The organism is Streptomyces cynarae (assembly GCF_025642135.1).
Lineage (GTDB): Bacteria > Actinomycetota > Actinomycetes > Streptomycetales > Streptomycetaceae > Streptomyces > Streptomyces cynarae.
Genome location: NZ_CP106793.1, coordinates 2868414 through 2893057, shown reverse-complemented (window position 1 = coordinate 2893057; position 24644 = coordinate 2868414). Strand labels below are relative to the sequence as shown.

The 24644-nt window shown below is 71.4% G+C and carries 16 protein-coding genes, 3 tRNA genes and 4 pseudogenes; 11 read left to right on the top strand and 12 right to left on the bottom strand.

From position 1 onward, the window contains the following. Window positions 1-106: 106 nt before the first annotated feature. Entirely contained in the window at window positions 107-1579 is a 1473-nt protein-coding gene (locus N8I84_RS13535) for a membrane-associated oxidoreductase (protein WP_263229770.1), read from the bottom strand. 2 nt (window positions 1580-1581) lie between these two features. Next, window positions 1582-2262 carry a SanA/YdcF family protein gene (locus tag N8I84_RS13530; RefSeq protein WP_390898888.1) on the bottom strand — a complete coding sequence of 227 codons (681 nt, stop codon included), beginning with the start codon at window positions 2260-2262 and terminating at the stop codon, window positions 1582-1584. A 251-nt stretch (window positions 2263-2513) separates the two neighbouring features. Between N8I84_RS13530 and N8I84_RS13525 the strand changes: the two are divergent. From N8I84_RS13525 to N8I84_RS13505, 5 genes and pseudogenes are all read left to right on the top strand, one after another. After that, window positions 2514-3322: pseudogene (locus N8I84_RS13525) on the top strand (sirohydrochlorin chelatase). 72 nt (window positions 3323-3394) lie between these two features. Further along, window positions 3395-4720, top strand: coding sequence for a deoxyguanosinetriphosphate triphosphohydrolase (locus tag N8I84_RS13520; protein ID WP_263229768.1), 1326 nt, complete (start codon window positions 3395-3397; stop codon window positions 4718-4720). Window positions 4721-4883: 163 nt separating this feature from the next. Then, the gene (locus tag N8I84_RS13515) at window positions 4884-6149 is read left to right on the top strand and encodes an NAD(P)/FAD-dependent oxidoreductase (RefSeq protein ID WP_263229767.1); all 1266 of its coding nucleotides are present in this window, start codon (window positions 4884-4886) and stop codon (window positions 6147-6149) included. A gap of 135 nt (window positions 6150-6284) precedes the next feature. Continuing rightward, window positions 6285-8189, top strand: a complete 1905-nt coding sequence (dnaG, locus tag N8I84_RS13510) for a DNA primase (protein ID WP_263229766.1) — start codon at window positions 6285-6287, stop codon at window positions 8187-8189. Between the two features lie 113 nt (window positions 8190-8302). Continuing rightward, window positions 8303-9558: pseudogene (locus tag N8I84_RS13505) on the top strand (RNA polymerase sigma factor). 35 nt (window positions 9559-9593) lie between these two features. On the opposite strand, the gene N8I84_RS13500 reads toward N8I84_RS13505, so the two are convergent. From N8I84_RS13500 to N8I84_RS13485, 4 genes and pseudogenes are all read right to left on the bottom strand, one after another. Then, complete coding sequence (locus N8I84_RS13500) at window positions 9594-11522, bottom strand: ABC transporter ATP-binding protein (RefSeq protein WP_263229764.1); 1929 nt, start codon at window positions 11520-11522, stop codon at window positions 9594-9596. Beyond that, window positions 11522-13255, bottom strand: a complete 1734-nt coding sequence (locus N8I84_RS13495) for an ABC transporter ATP-binding protein (protein WP_263229763.1) — start codon at window positions 13253-13255, stop codon at window positions 11522-11524. Before N8I84_RS13495 ends, N8I84_RS13500 begins: the two co-directional genes overlap by 1 nt. A gap of 248 nt (window positions 13256-13503) precedes the next feature. Further along, window positions 13504-14993 (bottom strand): annotated as a pseudogene (locus tag N8I84_RS13490) (xylulokinase). Window positions 14994-15083: 90 nt separating this feature from the next. Then, window positions 15084-15398: a YtxH domain-containing protein gene (locus N8I84_RS13485; protein ID WP_263229762.1), complete on the bottom strand. Its 315-nt coding sequence runs from the start codon at window positions 15396-15398 to the stop codon at window positions 15084-15086. 155 nt (window positions 15399-15553) lie between these two features. Between N8I84_RS13485 and N8I84_RS13480 the strand changes: the two genes are divergently transcribed. From N8I84_RS13480 to N8I84_RS13470, 3 genes are all read left to right on the top strand, one after another. Next, window positions 15554-15626: transfer RNA gene (locus N8I84_RS13480), tRNA-Asn, on the top strand. Between the two features lie 5 nt (window positions 15627-15631). After that, a tRNA-Asn gene (locus N8I84_RS13475) sits at window positions 15632-15704 on the top strand. Window positions 15705-15880: 176 nt separating this feature from the next. After that, window positions 15881-15957 (top strand) — tRNA-Ile (locus N8I84_RS13470). Between the two features lie 355 nt (window positions 15958-16312). Here the strand turns inward: N8I84_RS13470 and N8I84_RS13465 are convergent. After that, a complete protein-coding gene (locus N8I84_RS13465) occupies window positions 16313-17122 on the bottom strand; it encodes an ABC transporter ATP-binding protein (protein ID WP_390898887.1) in 810 nt (269 codons plus the stop codon). Continuing rightward, window positions 17119-18915 (bottom strand): 2-isopropylmalate synthase, encoded by a 1797-nt coding sequence (gene leuA, locus N8I84_RS13460; RefSeq protein WP_263229760.1) that lies wholly within the window; start codon window positions 18913-18915, stop codon window positions 17119-17121. The genes N8I84_RS13465 and leuA overlap by 4 nt, the downstream gene beginning before the upstream one ends. Window positions 18916-19100: 185 nt before the next feature. Here leuA and N8I84_RS13455 point away from each other — a divergent pair, with 185 nt between their 5' ends. Continuing rightward, window positions 19101-19790, top strand: a complete 690-nt coding sequence (locus N8I84_RS13455) for a FadR/GntR family transcriptional regulator (RefSeq protein WP_263229759.1) — start codon at window positions 19101-19103, stop codon at window positions 19788-19790. A 499-nt stretch (window positions 19791-20289) separates the two neighbouring features. Next, the gene (locus N8I84_RS13450; protein WP_263229758.1) at window positions 20290-20508 is read left to right on the top strand and encodes a class IIb bacteriocin, lactobin A/cerein 7B family; all 219 of its coding nucleotides are present in this window, start codon (window positions 20290-20292) and stop codon (window positions 20506-20508) included. Between the two features lie 76 nt (window positions 20509-20584). Here N8I84_RS13450 and N8I84_RS13445 read toward each other — a convergent pair whose 3' ends face one another. Then, window positions 20585-21178 (bottom strand): NADPH-dependent FMN reductase, encoded by a 594-nt coding sequence (locus N8I84_RS13445; RefSeq protein ID WP_263229757.1) that lies wholly within the window; start codon window positions 21176-21178, stop codon window positions 20585-20587. 113 nt (window positions 21179-21291) lie between these two features. Here N8I84_RS13445 and N8I84_RS13440 point away from each other — a divergent pair, with 113 nt between their 5' ends. Further along, complete coding sequence (locus tag N8I84_RS13440) at window positions 21292-22143, top strand: helix-turn-helix domain-containing protein (RefSeq protein WP_263229756.1); 852 nt, start codon at window positions 21292-21294, stop codon at window positions 22141-22143. 125 nt (window positions 22144-22268) lie between these two features. On the opposite strand, the gene N8I84_RS13435 is transcribed toward N8I84_RS13440, so the two are convergent. The 3 genes and pseudogenes from N8I84_RS13435 to N8I84_RS13425 form a co-directional block, all read right to left on the bottom strand. After that, a complete protein-coding gene (locus tag N8I84_RS13435; RefSeq protein ID WP_263229755.1) occupies window positions 22269-22961 on the bottom strand; it encodes a DUF305 domain-containing protein in 693 nt (230 codons plus the stop codon). A 106-nt stretch (window positions 22962-23067) separates the two neighbouring features. Next, window positions 23068-23496, bottom strand: coding sequence for a DUF6153 family protein (locus N8I84_RS13430; protein ID WP_263229754.1), 429 nt, complete (start codon window positions 23494-23496; stop codon window positions 23068-23070). 101 nt (window positions 23497-23597) lie between these two features. Further along, window positions 23598-24634 (bottom strand): annotated as a pseudogene (locus N8I84_RS13425) (rod shape-determining protein). Window positions 24635-24644: the final 10 nt, after the last annotated feature.

Genomic DNA, 24644 nt, shown 5'->3' with positions numbered 1-24644 from the left:
TCAGCGTGCGTCGGGCGTGTTACGCGGCGGGGCGTTGCCGGTTACACGGCCGGGACCAGGACCTCCCCGCCGCCCCCGGGGCGGCGTGAGGTCCGCGGCCCCGGGCCTACTGCCGGTTCAGCGAGCGTGTGACGCCCGCCGCGATCGTCGTCGCCAGCACCCAGCCGGTGGCGATCAGCAGGTAGGACAGCCACTGGTACCAGCCGCGCGGCGCGTACGCCCCCTGCTGGCCGAAGTCGACGATCGGCAGCAGCAGGTCCAGGGTGTAGACGAACGGGTTGAAGCCGGGCGCCTCGGACGGCTTCAGCGCGGGCGGACGGTGCAGTGCGAAGGCGAGCGTACCGGTGCACAGCAGCACCAGCAGCCAGCCCGCGGCCCGCATCGGGCGGAAGCCGTAGCCCACGGCGGCGTCCTGCACATACCCCCACAGCCGGGCGTACCGGGGCAGGGTGCTCCGGTGGCGGCGGAGCTTGGCCAGCTGGACGGTGCGGGCGGCGGCGTCGTCGCCCGCGGTGCGGTAGGCCGTGCTCAACTGCTCGTAGGAGTACGGGAGATAGCCGTCCGTGTCGCGTTCCAGCAGCGGGAGCCGCCGCTCGGCGGGCAGGTGCGGGGCGAGTACCCGGTAACCGAGCCCGTCCAGCCGGACCTGCCCGGGCCACACCTCCGGCGGCACGTGCAGCAGGTCCACCTGGGCGCCGCGCAGATTGACGACGCCCTCGACGGGCGCGGCGCCGCGCAGCCACAGCTCGCCGACGACACTGCTGCTGGCGCGCAGGGCCTGTCCGCCCGGGTGGGACAGACGGGCCCCGGTCAGACTGAGGTGGCGGGGAATCCGGGCCCCGCTCACATTGACCCGGCCACGGGCACGTAGCCCCCTGGCGTGCAGGTCGGTGCCGACCGTCAGGGTCTCGGCGTGCAGGGCGGTCCCGCCAGGGGCGTACAACTCGGCGTTCTCGAGGTTGACCTGCCCGCCGACGGTGGCACCGTTCATCCGTACCTGGCCGTGCGCGACGAGCCCGGCGGCCCACACGTCCGTGCTCACCTCGGCGTGGTTGAGCTGGAGGACGGGCTCCTCGGGGGTCTCGTCGTCGGGCGTGCCCAGCCGGGCCGCGTTGGCGAAGAACGCGCTGGAGATCTTCGCCCCCGCCAGCCGCACCGGACCCGCGATGCGGCAGCAGGTGATCCGTACGACGCCCTCGGAGCGGAGGTTCCCCGCCGTCAGCCCGGGCAGCACCGAGTCGTTCAGGACCAGGGCGACGATCCGCGCCCCGTACAGGTCCGGCGCCTGATCGAAGTGGCAGCACCGCAGGCGGATGGAGTGCTCGACCGTCCCGTACTTGAGGTCCAGCCGCCCGGTGATGCGTGCGCCCCACACCTTCAGTCCGGCGATCCGGTCGTCCCGCACCGGCCCGTCCAGCAGCAGCGCACGCAGCACCTCCGCCCGCAGGGTCCGCTCGGGCCCCCATGAGGCGCCCTGGACGGGGTCCTCGTCCTCGTCCTCGCGGAAGTCCACGCCCTCGCCGAGCGGGAAGGCCTCCCACACGCGGCGCTCGGCGGGCGTCAGGTCCGTGATCTCCACGCTCAGTCCCGTGCCCCCGCCAGCGCCTTGGTGACCCCCTGCTCCTTCGGCCCGAGGAACGTCGGGTCCGGGCGGAACAGCACGTCCAGGGCCGCCTTGCCCGCCGCGAAGACCTCCCGGGTGCCGCCGTAGTACCAGGTCACGTCATGCTTGGCGTCCACCCCGACGCCGTACGACGTCACGCCCGCCGCCTGGCACAGGGCGACCGCGCGGCGGATGTGGAAGCCCTGGCTGACCAGGACGGCCCGGTCGACACCGAAGATCTTCTTCGCCCGGACGCAGGAGTCCCAGGTGTCGAAGCCGGCGTAGTCGGTCACGACGCGCTCGCGCGGTACGCCGTGCCGCGCCAGGTACGCGCGCATCGCGTCCGGCTCGTCGTAGTCCTTGCGGCTGTTGTCCCCGGTGACCAGGACGACCTTGATCCGGCCCGCCCGGTACAGGGCCGCCGCCACGTCCAGGCGATGGGCGAGGTAAGGCGACGGCTCGCCGCCCCACAGGCCCGCGCCGAAGACGACGGCGACCTCGGTTCGCGGCACGTCCGCGGTGGTGCGCAGCCGGTCGGCCGTGGTCAGGTACAACCAGGTGGCCGGCAGCAGTGCCAGCACGCACAGCGCCGCCAGGACCTGAACGGCCCTGCGCTGTCCGGCGCGCGTGCGCGGCAGCCTCGGTCTGCGGATCTTCATGCCCGGCATGCCAAGAGGGACGCGGCGAACAGCCATCCGGTTCGCGCACCTCTCGCGATCCCCCTCACACCGTCCGCGCCCGCGCCGTGAAACGCCGGAAAACAAGCCGGTCACGGCCGCGCAACGGCGCGGCAACCTGCTGCCGCCAGGATCGGTGCATGACGGCGTCGAACCTTCCACCCGACGAGTCCCCCCTGCGCCCCGGCGGCCGGCCGCCCGGTGGCGCCCACCTCGACAGTACGGCGCAGCTCATGAACCGGATCACCAGCCAGCTCGGCAGTCAGCTCAGCCTCGTCTCGCTCGACGGCAGCCGGCGTCCCGCCCCGCCCGCGCTCGTCCTCGTGGCGCACGGCAGCCGCGACCCGCGTGCCCTGGCGACGGTGAGGACCCTCATGGAACGGGTCCGTGAGCTGCGCCCGCACCTGCCGGTGCACCTCGGGCACATCGAGCTGAACGAGCCGCTGCTGCCCGACACCCTCGCCTCCCTCGGCGACGCTCACGCCGTCCTCGTACCGCTGCTGCTCAGCCGCGGCTACCACGTCAAGCAGGACATCCCCGAGGCGGCGGCAGCGGCGCGCGCCCACACACGCGTGGCGGCCCCGCTCGGCCCGCACCCGCTCCTCGTGGAGACCCTGTACGCCCGGCTGGTCGAGGCCGGCTGGCCGGCCGGCATGAGCGGCGCCCTGCGCCGCACCAGCGCGGTGGTGCTGGCCGCCGCCGCTCCCGCGACCCCGAATCCGCCGTCGACACCCGCCGCACCGCCCAGCTCCTCGCCGAACGCCTCGGTGTCCCCGTCGTCCCCGCGTACGCCTCCGCCGCCGCGCCCACCGTGCCCCAGGCGGTGCGTGCGCTGGCCGCCCGCGGCCGCCACCGGGTCGCCGTCGCCTCGTACTTCACCGCGCCCGGCCGTTTCCACACGGAGTGCGCCGAGGCCGCCCCGTGGATCGCGGCCGCCCCCCTCGGCGCCCACGCGGCGATGGCCCGCCTGGCCCTGCACCGCTACGACCAGGCCCTCGCGACCCCGGAGGCGGCCACGGAACCCGCGCTGGCATCGGCCTGAAGCACGCCTGAGGTCCGGCGAGAGACGGACGACGACATCCCGATTGTCCGTGGCTGCGATTACTGTCAGGTCATGGACGGGATCGCACCGAAGGCCCACGAGACCCCCACACGCTGCGAGAACGGCTCGGCGTACGACGCCTCGGACACCGAGCGCTGGGCCGCCGAGCCCGACAAACGCCCCGGCCGCACCGCTTTCCAGCGTGACCGCGCCCGAGTGCTGCACTCGGCCGCGCTGCGCCGTCTGGCGGGCAAGACGCAGGTCGTCACCCCCGGCACCAGGAGTGAAGCCTGGGACGCCAGCCCCCGCACCCGGCTCACCCACTCGCTGGAATGCGCCCAGGTCGGCCGCGAGCTCGGCGCCGCCCTCGGCTGCGACCCGGACCTGGTGGAGGCCGCCTGCCTCTCCCACGACCTCGGCCACCCGCCCTTCGGGCACAACGGCGAACAGGCGCTGAACGCGTTCGCTCACGACTGCGGCGGCTTCGAGGGCAACGCCCAGTCCCTCCGCCTGCTCGCCCGCATCGAGCCCAAGCGGTTCGTCCCCAATGTCTGCACCGGCGAACTCGTCAGCGTCGGCCTCAACCTCACCCGCGCCGTCCTCGACGCCGCCACCAAGTACCCCTGGCCGCGCGGCGCCCACCCCACCGACCCCGCCTCCGCGAAGTTCGGCGTGTACGAGGACGACCGCCCCGTCTTCGACTGGTTCCGCAAGGGCGCCCCCGGCCACCGCACCTGCTTCGAGGCCCAGGTCATGGACTGGTCCGACGACGTGGCCTACTCCGTGCACGACTTCGAGGACGGGCTGCACGCCGGATACGTCGACCCCGGCAGCCTGCACGCCGAACCGGAGCGGCAGGCGGTCTTCGCCGTCGCCGCCGGCCGGTACGTGCCCGCGGACACCGACCCCGATGAACTGGCCGAAGCCCTCGACCGGCTCCTCGCCCAGCAGTGGTGGCCACGCGAGTACGACGGCTCCGCCATCGCCCAGGGCCGCCTCAAGGACGCCACCAGCCAGCTCATCGGCCGCTTCTGCCTGGCGGCGGAGGGCGCGACCCGGGCGGCGTACGGAAGCGGGCGCCTGACCAGATACGCCGCCGAGCTGGTCGTGCCCCGCAGCACCCGCATGGAGTGCGCGGTCCTGAAGGCGGTCGCCGACCTGTACGTGATGCAGCGCGCCGAGCAGGAGCGGATCCGCGCCGACCAGCGCGTCGTCGTCGCCGAACTGGCCGAGGCGCTGACCGCCCGCGCGCCCGACGGACTGGACCCGCAGTTCAGGGCGCTGTTCGAGGAGGCCGCCGACGACCGCGCCCGCAAGCGGGTGATCGTCGACCAGATCGCCTCGCTCACGGACGCCTCGGCCGGCCACCTGCACGCGCGGCTGACGGGGCGCGCATGACCGGCACATGACCCATGCATCACTCGTCATGACCCGTACATGACGGCGGCACGTGACGGCCGGTCGTGCCCTTCCGTGGCCTGATCGGGGCACTCCCTCTTCCCGCAGCCCGCTCCCGTGCGGGAGGCTCGCATGTGGCGACATCCTTACGAGGAGGCATCAAGTGGTCGACGCGGATCAGACATTCGTCATCGTCGGAGGAGGTCTCGCCGGCGCCAAGGCGGCCGAGACGCTCCGAGCGGAGGGCTTCAGCGGCCGCGTGATACTGATCTGCGACGAACGCGACCACCCGTACGAACGGCCTCCCCTGTCCAAGGGCTACCTGCTCGGCAAGGAGGAGCGCGACAGCGTCTTCGTCCACGAGCCCTCCTGGTACGCGCGCAACGACATCGAGCTGCACCTCGGCCAGAGCGTCGACGCCGTCGACCGCGCCGCGAAGACGGTCCGCCTCGGCGACGACGGCACGCTCGTCCACTACGACAAGCTGCTCCTCGTGACCGGTGCCGAGCCCCGCCGCCTGGACATCCCCGGCACGGACCTCGCGGGCGTCCACCATCTGCGCCGCCTCTCCCATGCCGAGCGCCTCAAGGGCGTCCTCACCGCCCTCGGCCGGGACAACGGTCACATCGTGATCGCGGGCGCCGGCTGGATCGGCCTCGAGGTCGCGGCGGCGGCCCGCGAGTACGGTGCGGAGGTCACCGTCATCCAGTCCGCGCCGACCCCGCTGCACCACGTCCTCGGCCCCGAGCTGGGCGAGCTGTTCGCGGAGCTCCACCGCGACCACGGGGTCCGCTTCCACTTCGGGGTGCGGCTCACCGAGATCATCGGCCAGGACGGCATGGTGCTGGCCGCCCGCACGGACGACGGCGAGGAGCACCCCGCGCACGACGTGCTCGCCGCGATCGGCGCGGCCCCCAGGGTCGCTCTCGCGGAGGCGGCCGGGCTGGAGCTGGCGGACCCCGCGCAAGGAGGCGGCATCGCGGTGGACGCGTCACTACGCACCTCCGACCCCGACATCTACGCGGCCGGTGACGTGGCGTCCTTCCACCACCCCCTCTTCGGCACCCGGCTGCGCGTCGAGCACTGGGCGAACGCCCTGAACGGCGGCCCGGCCGCCGCCCGCGCGATGCTCGGACGCGAGGTGACGTACGACCGGGTGCCGTACTTCTTCTCCGACCAGTACGACGTGGGGATGGAGTACTCGGGGTGGGCGCCGCCCGGCACGTACGACGAGGTGGTCATCCGGGGTGACGCCGGCAAGCGGCACTTCATCGCCTTCTGGCTCAAGGAGGGCAGGGTGCTGGCCGGGATGAACGTGAATGTGTGGGATGTCACGGACCGCATCCAGAAGCTGATCCGGGAGCGGACGGTGGTGGACCCGGAGGCGTTGTCGGACCCGGGGGTGCCGTTGGAGAGCCTGGCCCCGTGACGGACGCCGTCCACTGCCGCCGCCCCTGTCACACCGTCCCCGTGCTGTGATTCCCGGGGGTCAACCCCCGGCCCCCCCGCCGGGGGGTGTCTCGCTTGCCCGAGGCGTGTCAGTTCTGCCCCGTAGAATCTCCTCGTGGCAGGACGGATCAACGACGAGGACGTGAAGGCGGTACGGGACGCTGTCCCGATCGACGCCGTCGTGTCCGAGTACCTCCAGCTGCGCAACGCCGGCGGGGGAAACCTGAAGGGGCTGTGCCCCTTCCATGACGAGAAGTCGCCGTCCTTCCAGGTCAGCCCCAGCAAGGGGCTGTTCCACTGCTTCGGCTGCCAGGAGGGCGGCGACACCATCACGTTCGTGATGAAGGTCGACCACCTCTCGTTCTCGGAGGCGGTCGAGCGCCTGGCCGCCCGCGCGGGCATCACCCTGCGGTACGAGGAGGGCGGGTACAACCCCACTCACCAGCGCGGCGAACGCATCCGCCTGGTGGAGGCCCACCAGCTGGCCGCCCAGTGGTACGCCGAGCAGCTCGACGCGAGCCCGGAGGCCGAGGCGGGGCGGAAGTTCCTGGCCGAGCGCGGCTTCGACCAGGCCGCCGCCGTCCACTTCGGCGTCGGCTACAGCCCCCAGGGCTGGGACCACCTCACCCGCTATCTGCGCGGCAAGGGCTTCAGCGACAAGGAGCTGATCCTCTCCGGCCTGTCCCAGGAGGGCCGCCGGGGCCCCATCGACCGCTTCCGCGGCCGGCTGATGTGGCCGATCCGGGACATCGGCGGCGATGTGGTCGGCTTCGGCGCCCGCAAGCTCTACGAGGCGGACACCGGCCCGAAGTACCTGAACACCCCCGAAACGGCGATCTACCGGAAGTCCCAGGTCCTGTACGGCATCGACCTGGCGAAGAAGGAGATCGCGAAGAGCAGCCGGGCCGTGGTCGTCGAGGGCTACACGGACGTCATGGCCTGCCACCTCGCGGGCGTCACCACGGCCATCGCGACCTGCGGCACGGCCTTCGGCGGCGAGCACATCAAGATCCTGCGGCGGCTGCTGATGGACAACGGCAGCGCGCGGGTCATCTTCACCTTCGACGGCGACGCGGCCGGCCAGAAGGCGGCCCTGCGCGCCTTCGAGGACGACCAGAAGTTCGCCGCCGAGACGTACATCGCGATCGCGCCGGACGGCATGGACCCCTGCGACCTGCGGCTCGCCAAGGGCGACGAGGCGGTCGCGGACCTGGCGGAGCCGCGTACGCCGCTCTTCGAGTTCGCGCTGCGCCAGATCGTCGGCCGCTACGACCTGGAGACCCCGGCGGGCCGCGCGGCCGCGCTGGACGAGGCGGCGCCGGTCGTGGCCCGCATCAAGAACAGCGGCGCGCAGCACGAGGTGGCGGTCCAGCTCGCGGGCATGCTCGGCATCCTGGACACGCAGTTCGTGGTCAAGCGGGTGGCACAGCTGGCCCGTTGGGCGCGCGACCGGGGCGGCAGGGGCCCGGCGCCGACGGGACCGCGCCCGGCGGAGCGCTACGAGGCGGCGCCCCGCCCGGCCGCCTCCGGCCCGGCGCTCACCCTTCGCAACCCTGTCTACGCGACCGAGCGCGAGCTGCTGAAACTCGCCCTGCAGCGGCCGGAGTTGGTGTCGCCCGCGTTCGACGCCTACGGGGTCGACGAGTTCACGGCGGCGCCGTACGCGGCCGTACGGCAGGCGATCATGGAGGCGGGGGGCGCGGAGTGGGGCGCGCAGGACCCGCAGGAGTACCTGGTCCGGGTCCGCGAGGCGGCGCCCGACGACACGGTGCGCGCGATGGTCACGGAACTGGCCGTCGAGGCGATCATGCGCAGGACGGTGGACGAGGTGTACGCGAGCACGGTCCTCGTCACGGTCCGCCGCCGCGCGGTCGAACGCCGGATCCGCGACATCCAGTCCACCCTGACCCGTCTGGGCACACACGGCGACCCGGCCCAACTGGCCGCCGTGCAGAACGAGCTGTGGGTACTGCAGCAGTACGACCAGGCGCTGCGGGAGCGGGGGGCGGCCGCGCTGTAGGCGGCGTACCGCACACCCGTGCGGCAGCGTAACCACCCGGTCACGGACCGGACTCAAAAAGTGGGCGCACAACCCTCGTGGCGGTGATGTGTCGTACTCCACACTGGGTTCCGGTGCCTGAGTCCTCGGAGCGCGGCCGGCCCGCCCATGGCGGCGGGTCCGACACCCCCGCGGTTCCGCTCACCGACGTACCGCTGCCGCACGCCTGAAGCAGCGACATTCCTGGAGGTCGCCCCCCGTGCAGACCCAGACCCTCACCCAACCGGACATCCTGAACGCCGAGCCGGCCGCGGAGGCCGACGTCCTCCCGGCGGTTCCGCCGCAGAACCGGCTCGCGCACCACCCCGAGACGGAGGCCGAGCCGGAACCACCGGGCCCGTCCGAGCTCGAGGAGCCCCTCGACGCCGTCGAACCCGCTGAACCCGTCGAAGCCCTGCGCGACCGCGCCGACACCGGTGGCCCCTCCTCCGACCTGTTCCGCCAGTATCTGCGCGAGATCGGCCGCATCCCGCTGCTGACGGCCGCCGAGGAGGTCGAACTCGCCCGCCGCGTCGAAGCCGGCCTGTTCGCCGAGGAGAAGCTCCTCAACACCCCCGACCTGGACACCCGGCTGGCGCTCGACCTGGACCGGCTCGTCGTCATGGGGCGCATGGCCAAGCGGCGGCTGATCGAGGCCAATCTGCGTCTCGTCGTCTCCGTCGCCAAGCGCTACGTCGGCCGCGGGCTGACCATGCTCGACCTCGTACAGGAGGGAAACCTCGGTCTGATCAGGGCGGTCGAGAAGTTCGACTACGCCCGCGGCTACAAGTTCTCCACGTACGCGACCTGGTGGATCCGTCAGGCCATGTCCCGCGCCCTCGCCGACCAGGCCCGCACCATCCGTGTCCCGGTCCATGTCGTCGAGCTGATCAACCGGGTCATCCGCGTCCAGCGCCGGATGCTCCAGGAACGCGGCTACGAACCCACCCCGGAAGAGGTCGCCGCGCATCTGGAGCTGCCCAGCGAGCGGGTGAGCGAGGTGCTGCGGCTCGCCCAGGAGCCCGTCTCCCTGCACGCCCCCGTCGGCGAGGAGGACGACGTGGCCCTCGGCGACCTCATCGAGGACGGCGACGCCACCAGCCCGGTCGAGTCCGCGGCGTTCCTGCTGCTCAGGGAGCACCTGGAAGCGGTCCTGTCCACGCTGGGGGAGAGGGAGCGCAAGGTCGTGCAGCTGCGGTACGGACTCGTCGACGGACGCCCCCGCACCCTGGAGGAGATAGGCCGCATCTTCGGCGTCACCCGCGAACGCATCCGCCAGATCGAGTCCAAGACGCTGAACAAGCTCCGCGACCACGCCTTCGCCGACCAGCTGAGGGGCTACCTGGACTGAAGGGGCCGCCCGAGCGGGCGGCCCCCGGGACCGGATCAGTCGACCTCGGCGACGGCCTGCGCGAACTGCGCCTTGTACAGCCGTGCGTAGGCCCCGTCCGCGGCCAACAGCTCTGTGTGCGAGCCCTGTTCGACGATGGAGCCGTTCTCCATCACGAGGATCGTGTCGGCGTCCCGGATCGTCGACAGCCGGTGTGCGATCACGAACGACGTCCGCCCGTGCGCCAGCTTCGCCATCGCCTTCTGGATCAGCACCTCGGTCCGCGTGTCCACGGAACTCGTCGCCTCGTCCAGCACCAGGATCACCGGGTCCGACAGGAACGCCCGCGCGATCGTGATGAGCTGCTTCTCACCCGCGCTGACCCCCGTCCCCTCGTCGTCGATCACCGTGTCGTAGCCGTCCGGCAGCGTGCGGATGAACCGGTCCGCGTGGGCCGCCCGCGCCGCCTCCTCGATCTCGCCCCGCGTGACCTTCCGGGAGGCGCCGTAGGCGATGTTCTCCGCGATCGTGCCGCCGAACAGCCAGGTGTCCTGCAGCACCATCCCGATCGAGGACCGCAGTTCGTTCCGGGACATCTTCGCGATGTCGACCCCGTCGAGCGTGATCCGTCCGCCGGTGACGTCGTAGAAGCGCATCAGCAGGTTGACGAGCGTGGTCTTGCCCGCTCCCGTCGGGCCGACGATCGCGACCGTCTGGCCCGGCTCCACCTTCAGCGAGAGGTTCTCGATGAGCGGCTTCTCCGGGTCGTAGCGGAACGACACGTTCTCCAGCGCGACCCGCCCGCGCAGCTCCTCCGGCCGCAGCCCGCGCTCGGGGTCGGCCCCCTGCTCCTCCGCGTCCAGCAGCTCGAAGATCCGCTCCGCCGACGCGACACCCGACTGCACCAGGTTCGCCATCGACGCGACCTGCGTGAGCGGCATCGAGAACTGCCGCGAGTACTGGATGAAGGCCTGCACATCACCGATCGACAGGGCGCCCGACGCGACCCGGAGACCGCCGACCACCGCGACCAGCACATAGTTCAGGTTGGACACGAACATCATCAGCGGCTGCATCACACCGCTGTTGAACTGCGCCCGGAACCCCGCCTCGTACAGCGCCTCGTTCTGCTCCGCGAACTGCCTGGCCGACTCCTCCTGCCGACCGAACACCTTCACCAGAGTGTGCCCGGTGTACATCTCCTCGATGTGGGCGTTCAGCTTGCCGGTGGTGCGCCACTGCTGCACGAAGTGCGGCTGCGACCGCTTGCCCACACGGGTCGCGACGAAGAACGACAGCGGCACGGTCACCAGGGCGACCAGCGCCAGCAGCCACGACACCCAGAACATCACCGCCAGCACGCCGACGATCGTCAGCAGCGAGTTGATGAGCTGGCCCATCGACTGCGACAGCGTCTGCTGGATGTTGTCGATGTCGTTGGTCGCGCGGCTGAGCACCTCACCGCGCTGCCGCTGGTCGAAGTACGACAGCGGGAGCCGCGACAGCTTCGCCTGCACGTCCTCGCGGATGCGGTAGATCGTCCTGTTGATGGCCCGGTTGGAGAGCCTCGTCGACACCGCCATCAGCAGGCCGGCCACCAGGAACGTGCACAGCGCGAGCAGCAGGACGTCCCCCACGGCACCGAAGTCGATGCCCTTGCCCGGGGTGAAGTCCGTGCCGGAGAGCATGTCGGCGATGCCGCCCTGGCCGCGCTTCCGCATGGAGTCGAGGACCTGCTCCTTGCTCAGGCCCGCCGGCATCTGACGGCCGATGATCCCGGCGAAGACGAGGTCCGTCGCCCTGCCCAGGATCTTCGGTCCGACCACGGACAGCCCGACGCTCAGCACACCGCAGACCAGCATCGCGATCATGGTGGGGCGTTCGGGTGCGAACTGGGCGAGGAGCCGTTTCCCGGACCCCTTGAAGTCCATCGAGCGCTGGTCGGGGCCGCCCCCGCCCATCATCCCCCGCATGGGCCCGGCCATCAGGCAGCCTCCGCTTCCGTGAGCTGGGAGAGCACGATCTCCCGGTAGGTCTCGTTGCCCGCCATCAGCTCGTGGTGGCGGCCGGTGCCGACGACACGGCCCTCGTCCAGGACGACGATCCGGTCGGCGTCCCGGATGGTCGCCACCCGCTGGGCGACGATGACGACGGTCGCCTCGGCGGTCTCCCGGGTGAGCGCCGCCCGCAGGGCCGCGTCGGTGGCGTAGTCGAGGGCGGAGAAGGAGTCGTCGAAGAGGTAGATCTCCGGGCGCTGCACGAGGGTGCGGGCGATTGCGAGGCGCTGCCGCTGGCCACCGGAGACGTTGGTGCCGCCCTGCGCGATGGGGGAGTCCAGGCCGTTCTCCAGCTTGGAGACGAAGTCCTTGGCCTGCGCCACCTCCAGCGCGTGCCACAGCTCCTCGTCGGTGGCGTCCGGATTGCCGTAGCGCAGGTTCGTGGCGACCGTGCCCGCGAACAGGTACGGCTTCTGCGGCACCAGCCCGACCGTCTTGGCCAGCAGCTTCGGTTCGATCTCCCGCACGTTCACACCGTCCACGAGGACCTCGCCCTCGGTGGCGTCGAACAGGCGGGGGATCAGCCCGAGCAGGGTGGACTTGCCGCTGCCGGTGGACCCGATGACGGCCGTGATCTCGCCGGGCCGCGCCACCAGGTCGATGGCCTTGAGCACCGGCTCCTCGGCGCCCGGATAGCGGAACCCTGCGCCCCGCATCTCCAGATGACCGTGCCGGCGCAGTTCGGCGACGGGCGCCGTGGGCGGTACGACGCTGGAGGAGGTGCCGAGGACGTCCTGGATGCGCTCGGCGCAGACCTCCGCGCGCGGCACCATCATGAACATGAAGGTGGCCATCATCACGGACATGACGATCTGCATGAGGTAGGCGAGGAACGCCGTCAGGTCGCCGATCTGCATGCCGCCGCTGTCGATGCGGTGCGCGCCGAACCACACCACGGCGATCGAGGAGAGGTTCACCACGGTCATCACGATGGGGAACATCAGCGCCAGCGTGCGGCCGGTGGCGAGGGCCACGTCGGTGAGCTCGGTGTTCGAGCCCTTGAAGCGCTCCTTCTCGTAGTCGTCCCGGACGAAGGCGCGGATGACCCGGTTGCCGGAGATCTGCTCGCGCAGCACCCGGTTCACCGTGTCGAGGCGGACCTGCATGGTGCGGAACAGCGGCCGCAGCCGGCGCACGATCAGCGTCACGGAGATGCCGAGCACGGGCACCACGGCGACCAGGACACCGGACAGCGGCACGTCCAGACCGAGCGCCAGGACGATGCCGCCCACACACATGATCGGCGCCGACACCATCAGGGTGAACGTCATCAGGGCGAGCATCTGCACCTGCTGCACGTCGTTCGTGGTCCGGGTGATCAGCGAAGGCGCGCCGAAGTGACCCACCTCACGGGAGGAGAACGACTGCACCCGGTCGAAGACGGCTGCCCTGATGTCCCGCCCGACGGCCGACGCGGTCCGGGCTCCGAAGTAGACGGCGCCCATGTTGCACACGACCTGGCCCATCGAGACCCCGATCATGAGGCCGCCGAAGGTCAGGATGTAGTTCGTGTCCCCCTTCACGACACCGTTGTCGATGATGTGCGCGTTCAGAGTGGGCAGATAGAGCGTGGCGCAGGTCTGCAGGAACTGCAGCAGCACCAGCAGGGCTATCGGTTTCTTGTACGGACCCATATGGGTCCTCAGAAGTCGTATGAGCACGCGAAGTCTCTCGGAGTGGTCGACGAAAAGGGAGGCGGTCGGTGGTGCACCACGCCCTATCGTCGAACACTCCACCCGCGTTACCTCAACCGATTAAGCCGACAGCGGTCATACGACCGAGCGGACTCGGCCTTCGGATGTAGTCCTGAAGGGTGGTGACGTGCGTCACCGCCGGGCGGCCGCCGTGCGGGTGACGCCCTGTGAGACGGACGACACAGCCACCCCTACGGCCGCGACGATCAGCGTGTCTACGGGCGGAACGCTCCCGGATGCGTCTGCTCGCGTACCGACACGTACTGCTGCCGTACGGCCTGGCCCACCGCGAGCTCCTCGCCCGGCTCCAGGACCTGGGCCGCCGCGCCCTGCCACGGGGGCGGGGTGCGAGGGTCGAGGGTGCCCTGGGAGACGCCGAGCGACCAGGCCGCCTGGCGGGCCGCGCCGATCGCCGCGTAGTCCGCCGGCTGGGGGACGACGACCTGCGCGCCGAACAGCGAGGGAGCCGCCGCCTGCACGGCGGGCAGCTCCGCGGCGGCGCCCAGCAGGAAGATCCGCCGCACCTCCACGCCGCGCCCGCGCAGCACGTCCAGCGCGTCCGCGAGCCCGCACAGCATGCCCTCGAACGCGGCCCGCGCCAGGTGCTCCGGCTTCATCGACTCGCGCCGCAGCCCGGCCAGGGTGCCCGCGGTGTGCGGCAGGTTCGGGGTCCGCTCGCCCTCCAGGTAGGGGAGCAGGACGAGCCCGTGCGAGCCCGGCGTCGACTTCATCGCCAGGTCGGACAGCGACTCGAGGTCCGGCAGGCCGAGGAGTTCGGCGGTGCCGCGCAGGGTGCGCACGGCGTTGAGGGTGGTCACCACCGGGAGGTGCATGCCCGTGGCGTCCGCGAGCGAGGTGATCATCCCGGAGGAGTCGACGAGCGCCTCCGGGTGGACGGCCATCACGGACCCGGAGGCACCGAGCGAGACCACCGCGTCGCCGAGCCCGATGCCCAGACCCAGCGCGGCGGCCATGGTCTCCCCGGTGCCGGCGGAGATCAGCAGCCCCTCCGGCGTCGTACCGGCCGCCTCGGAGGGGCCGATCACCTCGGGCACCATGGCCTGGTGGCCGAGGGCCAGCTCGACGAGGTCGCTGCGGTAGGTGCCGGTCGCCGCCGACCAGTACCCGGTCCCGGAGGCGCCGCCCCGGTCGGTGGTCCGTCGCACAGGGCGGCCGAGCAGCTGCCACACCAGCCAGTCGTGGGCCTGCATCAGCACGGCGGTGCGGAGCGCGTTGTCGGGTTCCGTCTTGGCGAGCCAGCGCAGCTTGGTCACGGGCTGCGCGGCCTGCGGGACGCAGCCGACGGCCTCGGCCCAGGCCTGCCGCCGCCGAGCGCGTCGATCAGGTCGGCCGCCGCGACCTGTGCCCGCTTGTCGCCGCCGACCAGCGCGGGCCGCACGGTGGCGCCCTGCGTGTCGAGCGGGACCAGCGCGTTCGCCTGCGCGGAGACGCCGATGGCCTGCACACCCTCCAGGAGCCCGCCGCCGGCCGCCTCCCCGAGCGACAGCAGCCAGGCCTGCGGGTCGATGTCGGAGGGACGGCCTCCCGCACGCTCGGCTCCGCTCGCGCGGGCGGTACCCCCATCCTCGGGGGTCTCCACCGGATGCGGCGCATACCCCTGCCTGAGCACGGCCCCCGTGTCCGTGTCGCAGACGACGATACGAGTGAAATCGGGCGAACTGTCCAACCCGGCGACTATCCCCATGGCGGAAATTCTGCCGTACGGAAGGGGGTGGACGTGCGCGCCGGGAGGAGCCGCGGGGCCCTCCCGGCGCGCACGTCACCGATCCCCGGGTCAGCTGTTGCTGGTGCCCCAGTCGTCCGGTCCGCTGCCGTTCGTGCCGCGGTCACGCAGTGAGCGCACACGGTCGGCGACCGAGTCGGGCATGTGGTCGCCCACCTTCGCCCCCACCGCGTGGAGGGCCTTCCCGGCGATCTCGCGGCCCTGGTGGGCTGCCGTCTCGGCGGTGTTGCGCACGGCAGGGTTCTGCGCGACCTGCCGGGCGGATTTCTTCAACTGCTCGTAACGCTCGCGCCCGGCCCGTGTCCCCAGCACATAGCCCAGGACCAGCCCGGCGACGAACGTGAGCCGATAGCGCATGGCGGCCATCCTTCCCTTGCGTCTGCGTCGTCCCTTGCGTGGGCGCCGGTGTCGAGGAGTACCGGTTGGCGGAGCACCCCCCTGCTTGCGCTAATGTATGTGTCGCAGCGAGCGAGCGCCCCCTGGCGGATACCCGGGGAGGTACGTTCGATGCAACGAGGCATTCCTCCGTAGCTCAATTGGCAGAGCAGCCGGCTGTTAACCGGCAGGTTACTGGTTCGAGTCCAGTCGGGGGAGCTCGGTCCTCCGTAGCTCAATTGGCAGAGCAGCCGGCTGTTAACCGGCAGGTTACTGGTTCGAGTCCAGTCGGGGGAGCATGCTGAACGAGGACCCTTCGGGGTCCTTTTTCATGTCCGGGGGAACCGCCGCGTCTGCGGTGAAGTCCTCAAGGTCATGAAGGGCCGCGGAAGACGACCATCCGAAGCAGGAGATCGTATGAGCGGCTATGCTGCGGCAGACGGCGCGCACACATGTACGCGACGCGCCGTGACGGGGCGGTAGCTCAGCCGGTTAGAGCAGCGGACTCATAATCCGTCGGCCGTGGGTTCGAGTCCCACCCGCCCCACCAGGCGCTACACGCGCAGAAGCGTTTCTATCTGCGGGAACGTAGAGATCGGGGGTCGCCACGCGGACGTGGCGGCCCCTGTTCACTCGCCCGGACCAAAATCCAGGGGACGGGTCGGCGTCAGGCGGCCTTCCGGCGTGATCCAGGCCCAGCCTCTCGTGGCCGGTGCGCCAGGCCGCCCGGCACTCCGCGTGTGCGGTCCGCGGTGGCCGGATGAACCGGCCGCGGTCCTGCCGCCACGGCGTACACCGCATCCAGGACGGCACCGGCGGCAACCGCGCGGACGAGACGGTTGCCCGGCTCACGGTCGGCCGGAAGGGAGCCGGTCGCGGTGGCGCGCGCCACCGCGACCACTACGTCAGACGTGTCCGGTGCCGGCCGGGCGGGCCGCCCGCACGCTCCACCGTCCGTCCACGCGCGTGAGCCGGATCGGATGGTCGAAGCATTTGCTGACCTGGTCGCTGGTGAGGACCTCGTCGGCGGGGCCGGCGGCCAGGCGGCGCCCGTCGCGCAGCAGCATCACGTGGGTCGTCCCGGGAGGCAGTTCCTCCAGGTGGTGGGTGACCAGGACCGACGCGAGATCCGAGTACGTGCGCTGCAGTGCGTCGATGCGTTCGATGAGCTGTTCACGGCCGGCGACGTCCAGTCCGGTCGCGGGCTCGTCCAGGAGCAGGAGCCGCGGACTGGGCATGAGCGCACGGGCGATCAGTGCCCGGCCCCGCTCACCCTGCGACAGGGTCGGCCAGCGCGCCTCGACGTGTTCGCCGAGACCGAGCAGGCCGATGAGACGCTCCGCCGTCGCGACCTGTTCGGGCGTCGGCCGCCAACGGGGAACCCGTTCCAGGGTGTTGGTCAGCCCGGTCAGCACGACGTCCCGCACCTTGAGGGGTGAGCGCAGGTCGTGCCGGGGGTTGACGTGGCCGACGTAGGAGCGCAGTTGGCGCATGTCGACCCGCCCCAGACGGTGGCCCAGCACCTCGACCGTGCCACGGGTGGGGTGGGCGAGCGCTCCGAGGAGACCGAGCAGGGTGCTCTTGCCCGCTCCGTTGGCGCCGAGCAGCGCCCAGTGCTCGCCGGCTCGCACTGTCAGCGACACCTCGCTCAGGATGGGATTGCCGTCGCGGACGACGTCCGCATCCGTCACGCGCAGGACAGGGGCTGCCGTCACGAGGAGGCCCATCCGGAACGGTTGACAGCGGCCATGACGGCATGGACCGACGCGGTCAGCACAGAGGTGTCCCGGCCCGCGCCCCAGCAGGGCACGTCGTCCACACGGCATTCGGCGTAGGCGACGGCGGGGCTGCCCGGGCCGGTGGTGGTGGAGTGCTCGGTGTAGCTGAGGATGTCGACGGTGATCCCGACGGTACGCAAAGCGTCGGCCAGGGCGGACAGCGGGCCGTTGCCGGTGCCCTCGCAGGGGCGCTCCTGTCCGTAGACGACCAGCGTGCCGGTGAACCGGTGCTCGCCGGGCGCGGGTTCCGTGGCGGCCCAGGAGGCCAGCGTCATCGGGCCGTCCAGGGCCGGGGCGATGTACGTGGTGCGGAACAGCTCCCACAGTTCCTTGGCGGACAGCTCCTGACCGGTGGCGTCGGTGACCTGCTGCACCGCGCGGGAGAAGTCCGGGCGCATCGCCCGGGGCAGGTCCAGACCGTGGTGTGTGTGGAGCAGGTGCGCGATGCCTCCCTTGCCGGACTGGGAGTTGATCCGGATGACCTCCTCGTACGTACGGCCGATGTCTCCCGGGTCGATGGGCAGATACGGCACCGCCCAGGCGGCCTCCTCGACGGGGACGCCCTGCTCGGCGGCCTGCTCGGCGTGGTGGGCCATGCCCTTGGCGATGGCGTCCTGGTGGGTGCCGGAGAACGCCGTGTGCACGAGGTCGCCGCCGTAGGGGTGGCGGGGGTGGACCGGCAGGCGGTTGCAGTGCTCCACCGCTTCACGTACCGCGTCGATGTCCGAGAAGTCGATCATGGGGTTCACGCCCTGCGCGTAGAGGTTCAGGGCAAGGGTCACCAGGTCGACGTTGCCGGTGCGCTCGCCGTTGCCGAACAGGCAGCCCTCCACTCGCTGCGCGCCCGCCAGAACGGCGAGTTCGGCGCAGGCGACGCCGGTGCCGCGGTCGTTGTGCGGGTGGACCGACAGGATCACGGACTCGCGGCGCGCCAGGTGGCGGTCCATGTACTCGATCTGGTCCGCGTAGACGTTGGGCGTGGCGATCTCCACCGTGGCCGGCAGGTTGTGCACCACCGGCCGGTCCCAACTCGCCTCCCACAGCTCCGTCAGGCTGTTGCACACCTCCAGGACGAAGTCCGGCTCGGTGAGGTTGAAGACCTCCGGGGAGAACTCGAACCGGATGTCGGACTGCGGGCGTTGCTCGGCCTGGCGCATCAGGTAGGCGGCGGAGTCCCGGATCAGCTCGTGGACCTCGGCCCGCGTGCGGCCGAGGACCACGTCCCGCCAGGCGGGCGCCGTCGCGGTGTAGAGGTGTACGAGAGTGCGGGGCAGCCCCTCGATGGAGGCGATGGTCCGGTCGATCAGGTCCCGGCGGGCCGCGGTGAAGACGGATACGGTCACGTCGTCGGGGACGGCGCCGCTGTCGGCCAGGTGACGGACGAAGTCGAAGTCGGTCCGGCTGGCGGAGGGGTAGCCCACCTCGATCTCCTTGAACCCCATGGTGACCAGGAGATCGAACATCCGGCGCTTGCGCTCGGTGTCCATCGGCTCGGCCAGCGCCTGGTTGCCGTCTCGCAGGTCGACCGGCACCCACAGTGGGGCCTGCTCGATCCGGCGCGACGGCCAGGTCCGGTCCGTCAGCGGCAGGGCCACCCGCTCGTGCGCGGGGCGGTAGCGGTGGTGCGGCATCGCGCTGGGACGCTGGGGGTTCCAGCGCGGCGCGTCCGCCGGCACATCGCCGGCAGGAGTGCGCAGGGTGGGGAACATGTTCGGCGAGGAGTGGGTCATCTTGCTGAAGTTCCTTCAGTCGGCCATCCGTGACCGGCACAGCCCGGACCCCGCTGCGGGGGGCCGGTCGTGTCAGGCCCCGCAGCGGCAGCCGAGAAGAAGGAGCTCGTGCAGCGACATGGGAGGTACAGTAACGACAACTCAGCTCCTCAGACAACCTGAGGTGTGGAAAGGTGAAACGTCATATGTCACTGGGTGCCTTGCGGCCGTCCCCCTTGGTCGAGCAGGCCACCGTGCGCCTGCGTGAGCAGATCACGAGCGGTGAATGGGCCGTCGGGACCAGGCTCCCCGGCGAGACCACCCTGGCCAAGTCCCTCGGTGTGGGGCGCTCGACCGTCCGTGAGGCCCTCCGTGCACTGGCCGGCGCCGGGCTGGTGCAGGCGCGCCAGGGATCCGGTGTCTTCGTCATCGCGACCAAGCCCAAGGAGGACTGGTCCACCCGACTCCGCCAGGCGGCCATCGCCGATGTCTACGAGGTCCGGATGCTCGTCGAGGTCGAGGCCGTGCAGTTGGCCGCGCTGCGCCGGACCGACGACGACGTCGCCGCCCTCCACGGGGCCCTGGCCAGGCGCCGCGAGGCCGCGCACGCCGGGAACGCCGAGTTCGTCGAGGCCGACATCGCACTGCACGGGGCCATGGTCGCCGCGGCGCACAACCCGGTGCTCACCGGCTTGTTCAGCGAGTTCGTGCCTGTGCTGCAACAGCGGCTGCTCGATCTGCTGGAGATGCTCAACCTGCGCTCCGACGACCCGAACCACGGCGACGAGGGGCACGCCGAACTCGTGAACGCCGTCGTACGGGGAGACGCCGAGGCGGCCGGACGCGCGCTGCGGAACGAGCTCGAGCAGACGCTCGCCTTGCTCCACTCTCTGTGACCTGCGTGGTCCTTTCGGAGACCGGTAACCACGCCCGATGCCGATCTGCTCGGCCGCGCCGGTCACGTCGTCCCCGGTCGGCGAGAGCCGTCGGCACCCGGGGTTCGGGGAATCTGCACCGTGAATGCGCAACTGCGGCACGAGGTGCGAAGGATCTCCACGACGGGTTGCCGGAGCGCGTTCCATTGGCGCGGAATGTCTTGTTCCGCATCTCGGGGGAAACGCCGGTCCCGTCCCGGCCTCGCGCGGTGTGTGGAGAAACCGCCCCCGATTCGTGCGCGTGCCTTTACGGATGCGTGGCCTGCGCGGTCAACCGCCCTGGTGGAAGCGCCGGTTGATTGGATAGCCGGCGTACTCCGTGCTTTGATCGCTGGCGCCGCGGGGTCGTGCGAAGGGTGGCCGGTAACGGATGCCGCACGCCCGCGGTCGCGGCCCGCCACCTGTCCCCAGCGGGACGCTCCCCCCTTGCGGAACACCACATGCGAAGGGAAGTTCCATCATGAACTCCGCTCCCCAGGTTCACACCGCCGAGCTGTCCGACGCCGAGCTCGACAACGTCTCCGGCGGCCTTGCCCCGCACGCCAGCGCGGTCGTCGGCCCGACGACGGTCAGCGACGCGGACGTCCTGGCTCAGGTCGGCACCGTCCAGGGCGTTGCCCTGGGCACCGTCGGCACCCTCGGCGCCTACCACCAGGCCGGAGTCAACGTCTCCTTCTGATCGCCGGCTCGAAGGGGCCGTCCGGACCGCGCTCCCCGCGCGGGCGGACGGCTCCTTCTTGTCGTGCTGCCCCGGCTCACGCCGGGTAGGGGGCGGCCTCGCGTGCCGACCGAAGTGCACCCGCCCACCAGGTGAGTTGGTCCAGCAACGTCTTGGCGTACCCGGGGGCCTGGGGGTCGAGCGGCTGACCGTCCTGCCACGCCGTGAAGTAGTTCGGGAAGGCGAGACCGTCGCGGATCGTCACCGCGTGCAACTCGGTCAGAACGTTCTCCAGATGCAGTACGGCATGCCGGCCGCCTGCCGCACCGCCGTAGCTGACGAACGCGACCGGCTTGGCGGTCCAGTGGGTGAAGTGCCAGTCGATGGCCGCCTTCAACGACGCCGGATAGCTGTGGTTGTACTCCGGAGTGACGATGACGAACGCGTCCGCGCCGTCGAGTGCCGACGTCAGGGGCTCCATCCCGGCCGGACGGGGGTAGTCGTCGCCCGCGAACTTCGGCGACACGGCTGGCAGGGCCAACGGGACCTCGACGTCCGCCAGATCGACGACCTCGACGTCGAATCCCCCGTGCGCACGGGCCTGATCGGCGACCCAAGAGGCCACCACGGGACCGAACCGGCCCTCCCGGACGCTGCCAACGATGATCACGAGCTTGTGCGTGTTCTCCATGGCCACCACCATCGGCCGCCGCGACGAGCCCAGCCAGGCCGGGCTCAGGCTGGCCCCCGCAGGGCCACCCTCAGCACTCCACGACCGGCGAGGCGTCACCGTATGCTCACGGCATGGGTACACCGTTGGGTGACTTCGTCCGGGCCAAGCGCGACAGTATCCAGCCGGACGAGTTGGGGATACCGGATCACGGCCGCCGCCGTTCACCCGGTCTGCGGCGCACGGACGTGGCCGTGCGGGCCGGCATCAGCGTCGAGTACCTGACCCGTATCGAGCAGGGCCGCGACCGCAACCCCTCCGTGGCGGTGGTGAACGCGCTCGCGGACGCCCTCAGTCTCGACCCCGCGGAGCGCAACCACCTGCGCTACCTCGCGAAGATCAGCGGCGGTGAGTGTGTCGCCCACACACGGCCGGCGCCGCCCCGGCGCGAGGTCCGGCCGTCCGTACTGGAGACCCTGCGCCTCCTCGAGCCGGGGATCGCGCTGGTGACGAACCGTCTGGGCGACGTCCTCGCCCACACCGGCGGCTACGCGTGGCTGATGGACGGAACCGGGTTGCTGGAGACCGGCGCACCCAACCTCACCCGCTATGTGTTCACCGACCCTCGCGCCCGCACCTTCTTCGCCGACTGGGACGACATCGCGGACCAGCAGGCCTTCGACCTGTGGCTCGGGCCGTCCGTCGAGAACTCCGAGTGGTTCACCGCGGAACTCGCGCCCCTCGCGGGTCCCGACTTCACACGGCGCATGAACCGGCACATGGTCCCGAAGCGCGGCGTCCTCCGACTGAACCACCCCACCGCACACGAACTCCGCTTCCACCGGGAGACACTCGAACTCTCTGCGGACGCGCAGCAGCTGGTCGTTCACCTGCCCGCGGACGAGGAGACCGCCCGGAGCGTCGAGCAGCACCGCCACGAGTCCTTCCGCCACCGGCCCTTCGGCAGGCTCCGCGCCGTCACCTGACACTCCGCCGTCGCCCGGGTGCGATGCGAAGGGAGCCGGATGCGGGGCAGCGGCCTACCGCCGCTGCCCCGAGCCGGCCCTGGGCCCACTGCCCAGTCACAACTGCTACTGCTACTGCCTGCTGACTACCGCTCGCCGAGCATCTTCTTCATCTCGGTGATCTCGGCGGACTGCGAGGTGACGATCGACTTCGCCATCGTCTGCGCGGGATCGTAGGCGCCCTTGGCCCCTTCGGTCCTCGCCATGGCGATCGCGCCCTCGTGGTGGCCGATCATCATCTGGAGGAAGGCCTTGTCGAAGGCGACACCCGACAGGCTCTGAAGCTTCTTCATGTCCCCGTCGGACATCATGCCGGGCATCGACGAGCCGGAGTGGTCCATGCCCGGCATGCTCTCCATGCCGGACCCGCTGCCCTCGGGGACCTTCTCGCCCCACGCCTTCAGCCAGCCCGACATGGTGGCGATCTCCGGGTCCTGAGCCTTCCGGATCCTCGCGGCGAGGTCCTTGACGTCCGGGGAGGAGGCCCGCGACGGGGCCAGGCCGGCCATGGCCACGGCCTGGCGGTGGTGCGGGATCATGTCCTGCGCGAACGCCACGTCCTGCGCGTTGTGGCCGCCCTGCGCCGCGGAGGCGCCGCCCGAGGGGGCGGCCGGGGACATCGACCCCATGCCGTGGCCGGAGTGCCCCGACGAGGCGGAGGACGAGGCGGAGGGCGAGGAGGAGGAGTCGCTGCCGCCGCAGGCGGTCAGCACCACTGCTGCGGCCGCGGCCGCGGCCGCGGCGACGGTACGGCGGATCGAGGAACGGCGAAATGCCATGAGAAGTACAGCTCCTTGGAACACCCCGCGCAGGCGCGCGGGAAGAACGGATCGTGAGACTGACCGGAGCACGCCACCTGAGAAGGCCGGTTTCGTGCGGGCGCCTCTAGATCCGCAGAAGCTGTAGTTCGGACAGGTCGGGCGGAGCCCGGCCGTCGGCCGTCCGTGCGACCGGGTGACCGGAGAAGGCCGCGGCGCACTCACCGGGGACCGTCAGCGCGGGCAGCAGGGCGGGCGGGACGTAGGAGGCGGCGGTGCCTCCGGCCGCGCAGGTGCCGCCGGAGTGGTCCATGGCCGTCCCGCCATGGCCGGCGTTCGACAGATGGGGGCACGCGCAGTCGTCCGCGGGAGCGGGTGCGGCTGCGGTCCGATGCCCTGCCGTACCCGGAGCCCCCATCATGACGTGCTGCCCCGCCGACGGCGTCCCGGACGGCGACAGCGCGTGCATGGCCAGAACCCCGGCCAGCACCGCCATCACCAGCAGCACCCAGCGGGCACGGCTCACCGAGGAGCGGGTGCACACGCGGGACGCCATGGCGCCCATCGTACGGAACCGCCCGCGGCTCCCTGCGGAGACCACCCGGACGCCGTCCGGCTCCACCGAAAGACCGTCCGGCCTTCAGCACGACCGGGGGCTCAGGCCGCCAGTGGATCCAACGTCAGAGGTTGGATCCTGCCCTCCAGCATGGCGCCCAGGCCCTGCACCGCGCAGATGTCGGGCCGTTCGGCGATGTGCACGGGCATGCCGGTCGCCTGGCGCAGCATGTCGTCGAGCCCCGGCAGCAGCGCGCTGCCCCCGACCATCATGATCCCGCGGTCGGCGAGGTCGGCCACCAGATCGGGCGGGCAGTCCCGCAGCACCTTGCCGATGCCGTCCAGGACGGCGGTCAGCGGGGTCTGGATGGCGTTCCGCACGGCCGCCGTGTCGACCTTCACGGAGCGCGCGAGCCCGGTCGCCACGTCCCGCCCCATGATCTCGGTGGAGGCGGGCCCGTCCGAGGTGAACCCGCCCGCGCACAGGGCGAGCCGCAGCGGCCGTACGGACTGGCTCGGGAGCATCAACGCGTGCTCGTGCCGCAGGTGTTGCACTATGGCGTGATCGACGGCCTCGCCGCCCACCGGGATGCGCTCGGCGGTCACGATGTTCCCCAGCGACAGCACCGCGATCTGCGTGGCGGCGGCCCCGCACACCATGATCATGGAGGCTTCCGGCTGCTCGACGGGCAGCCCGCACCCCACGGCCGCCGCGACGAGCGTGTCCACCAGTTCCACCCTGCGCGCCCCCAGCCCGACCAGCGTCTCCACGGCCGCGCGCTGGGCCAGCGGGTCCGCGTCGTGCGGGTGCAGGCGGCGGCCCGCAGCCGGGGCTTGCGGCGCAGGCTGCGGCGGAGCTTCTCGCCGAGCAGATGGCGCAGCATGCGCTGGGCCATCTCGATGTCGACGACGGTACCGCCGGAGACGGGCCGGACGACGCGGATGTACGAGGGCGTGCGGCCCGTCATCTTCTCGGCGAACTCACCGACCGCGATCAGCGCACCCGTACGGGTGTTCACGGCCGCCGCACTGGGCTGGTCCACCACCAGACCGGCGCCCTTGACGTAGACGCGGGTCCTCGCCGCGCCCAGGTCGACGGCGAAGTGGCAGCGGCGCAGCTGGTCCAGGCTGACGGTCATGGCGGTACCT

Excerpts from the sequence above, each read along its gene's own strand:
- N8I84_RS13440 (WP_263229756.1), top strand. The coding sequence starts at position 21,292 with ATGGGTACACCGTTGGGTGACTTCGTCCGGGCCAAGCGCGACAGTATC.
- leuA (WP_263229760.1), bottom strand. The coding sequence starts at position 18,915 with ATGACCCACTCCTCGCCGAACATGTTCCCCACCCTGCGCACTCCTGCC.
- N8I84_RS13500 (WP_263229764.1), bottom strand. The coding sequence starts at position 11,522 with ATGGCCGGGCCCATGCGGGGGATGATGGGCGGGGGCGGCCCCGACCAG.
- N8I84_RS13430 (WP_263229754.1), bottom strand. The coding sequence starts at position 23,496 with ATGGCGTCCCGCGTGTGCACCCGCTCCTCGGTGAGCCGTGCCCGCTGG.
- N8I84_RS13445 (WP_263229757.1), bottom strand. The coding sequence starts at position 21,178 with ATGGAGAACACGCACAAGCTCGTGATCATCGTTGGCAGCGTCCGGGAG.
- N8I84_RS13485 (WP_263229762.1), bottom strand. The coding sequence starts at position 15,398 with ATGGCCGCCATGCGCTATCGGCTCACGTTCGTCGCCGGGCTGGTCCTG.
- N8I84_RS13450 (WP_263229758.1), top strand. The coding sequence starts at position 20,290 with ATGAACTCCGCTCCCCAGGTTCACACCGCCGAGCTGTCCGACGCCGAG.
- N8I84_RS13520 (WP_263229768.1), top strand. The coding sequence starts at position 3,395 with ATGGACGGGATCGCACCGAAGGCCCACGAGACCCCCACACGCTGCGAG.
- N8I84_RS13435 (WP_263229755.1), bottom strand. The coding sequence starts at position 22,961 with ATGGCATTTCGCCGTTCCTCGATCCGCCGTACCGTCGCCGCGGCCGCG.
- N8I84_RS13530 (WP_390898888.1), bottom strand. The coding sequence starts at position 2,262 with ATGAAGATCCGCAGACCGAGGCTGCCGCGCACGCGCGCCGGACAGCGC.
- N8I84_RS13455 (WP_263229759.1), top strand. The coding sequence starts at position 19,101 with ATGTCACTGGGTGCCTTGCGGCCGTCCCCCTTGGTCGAGCAGGCCACC.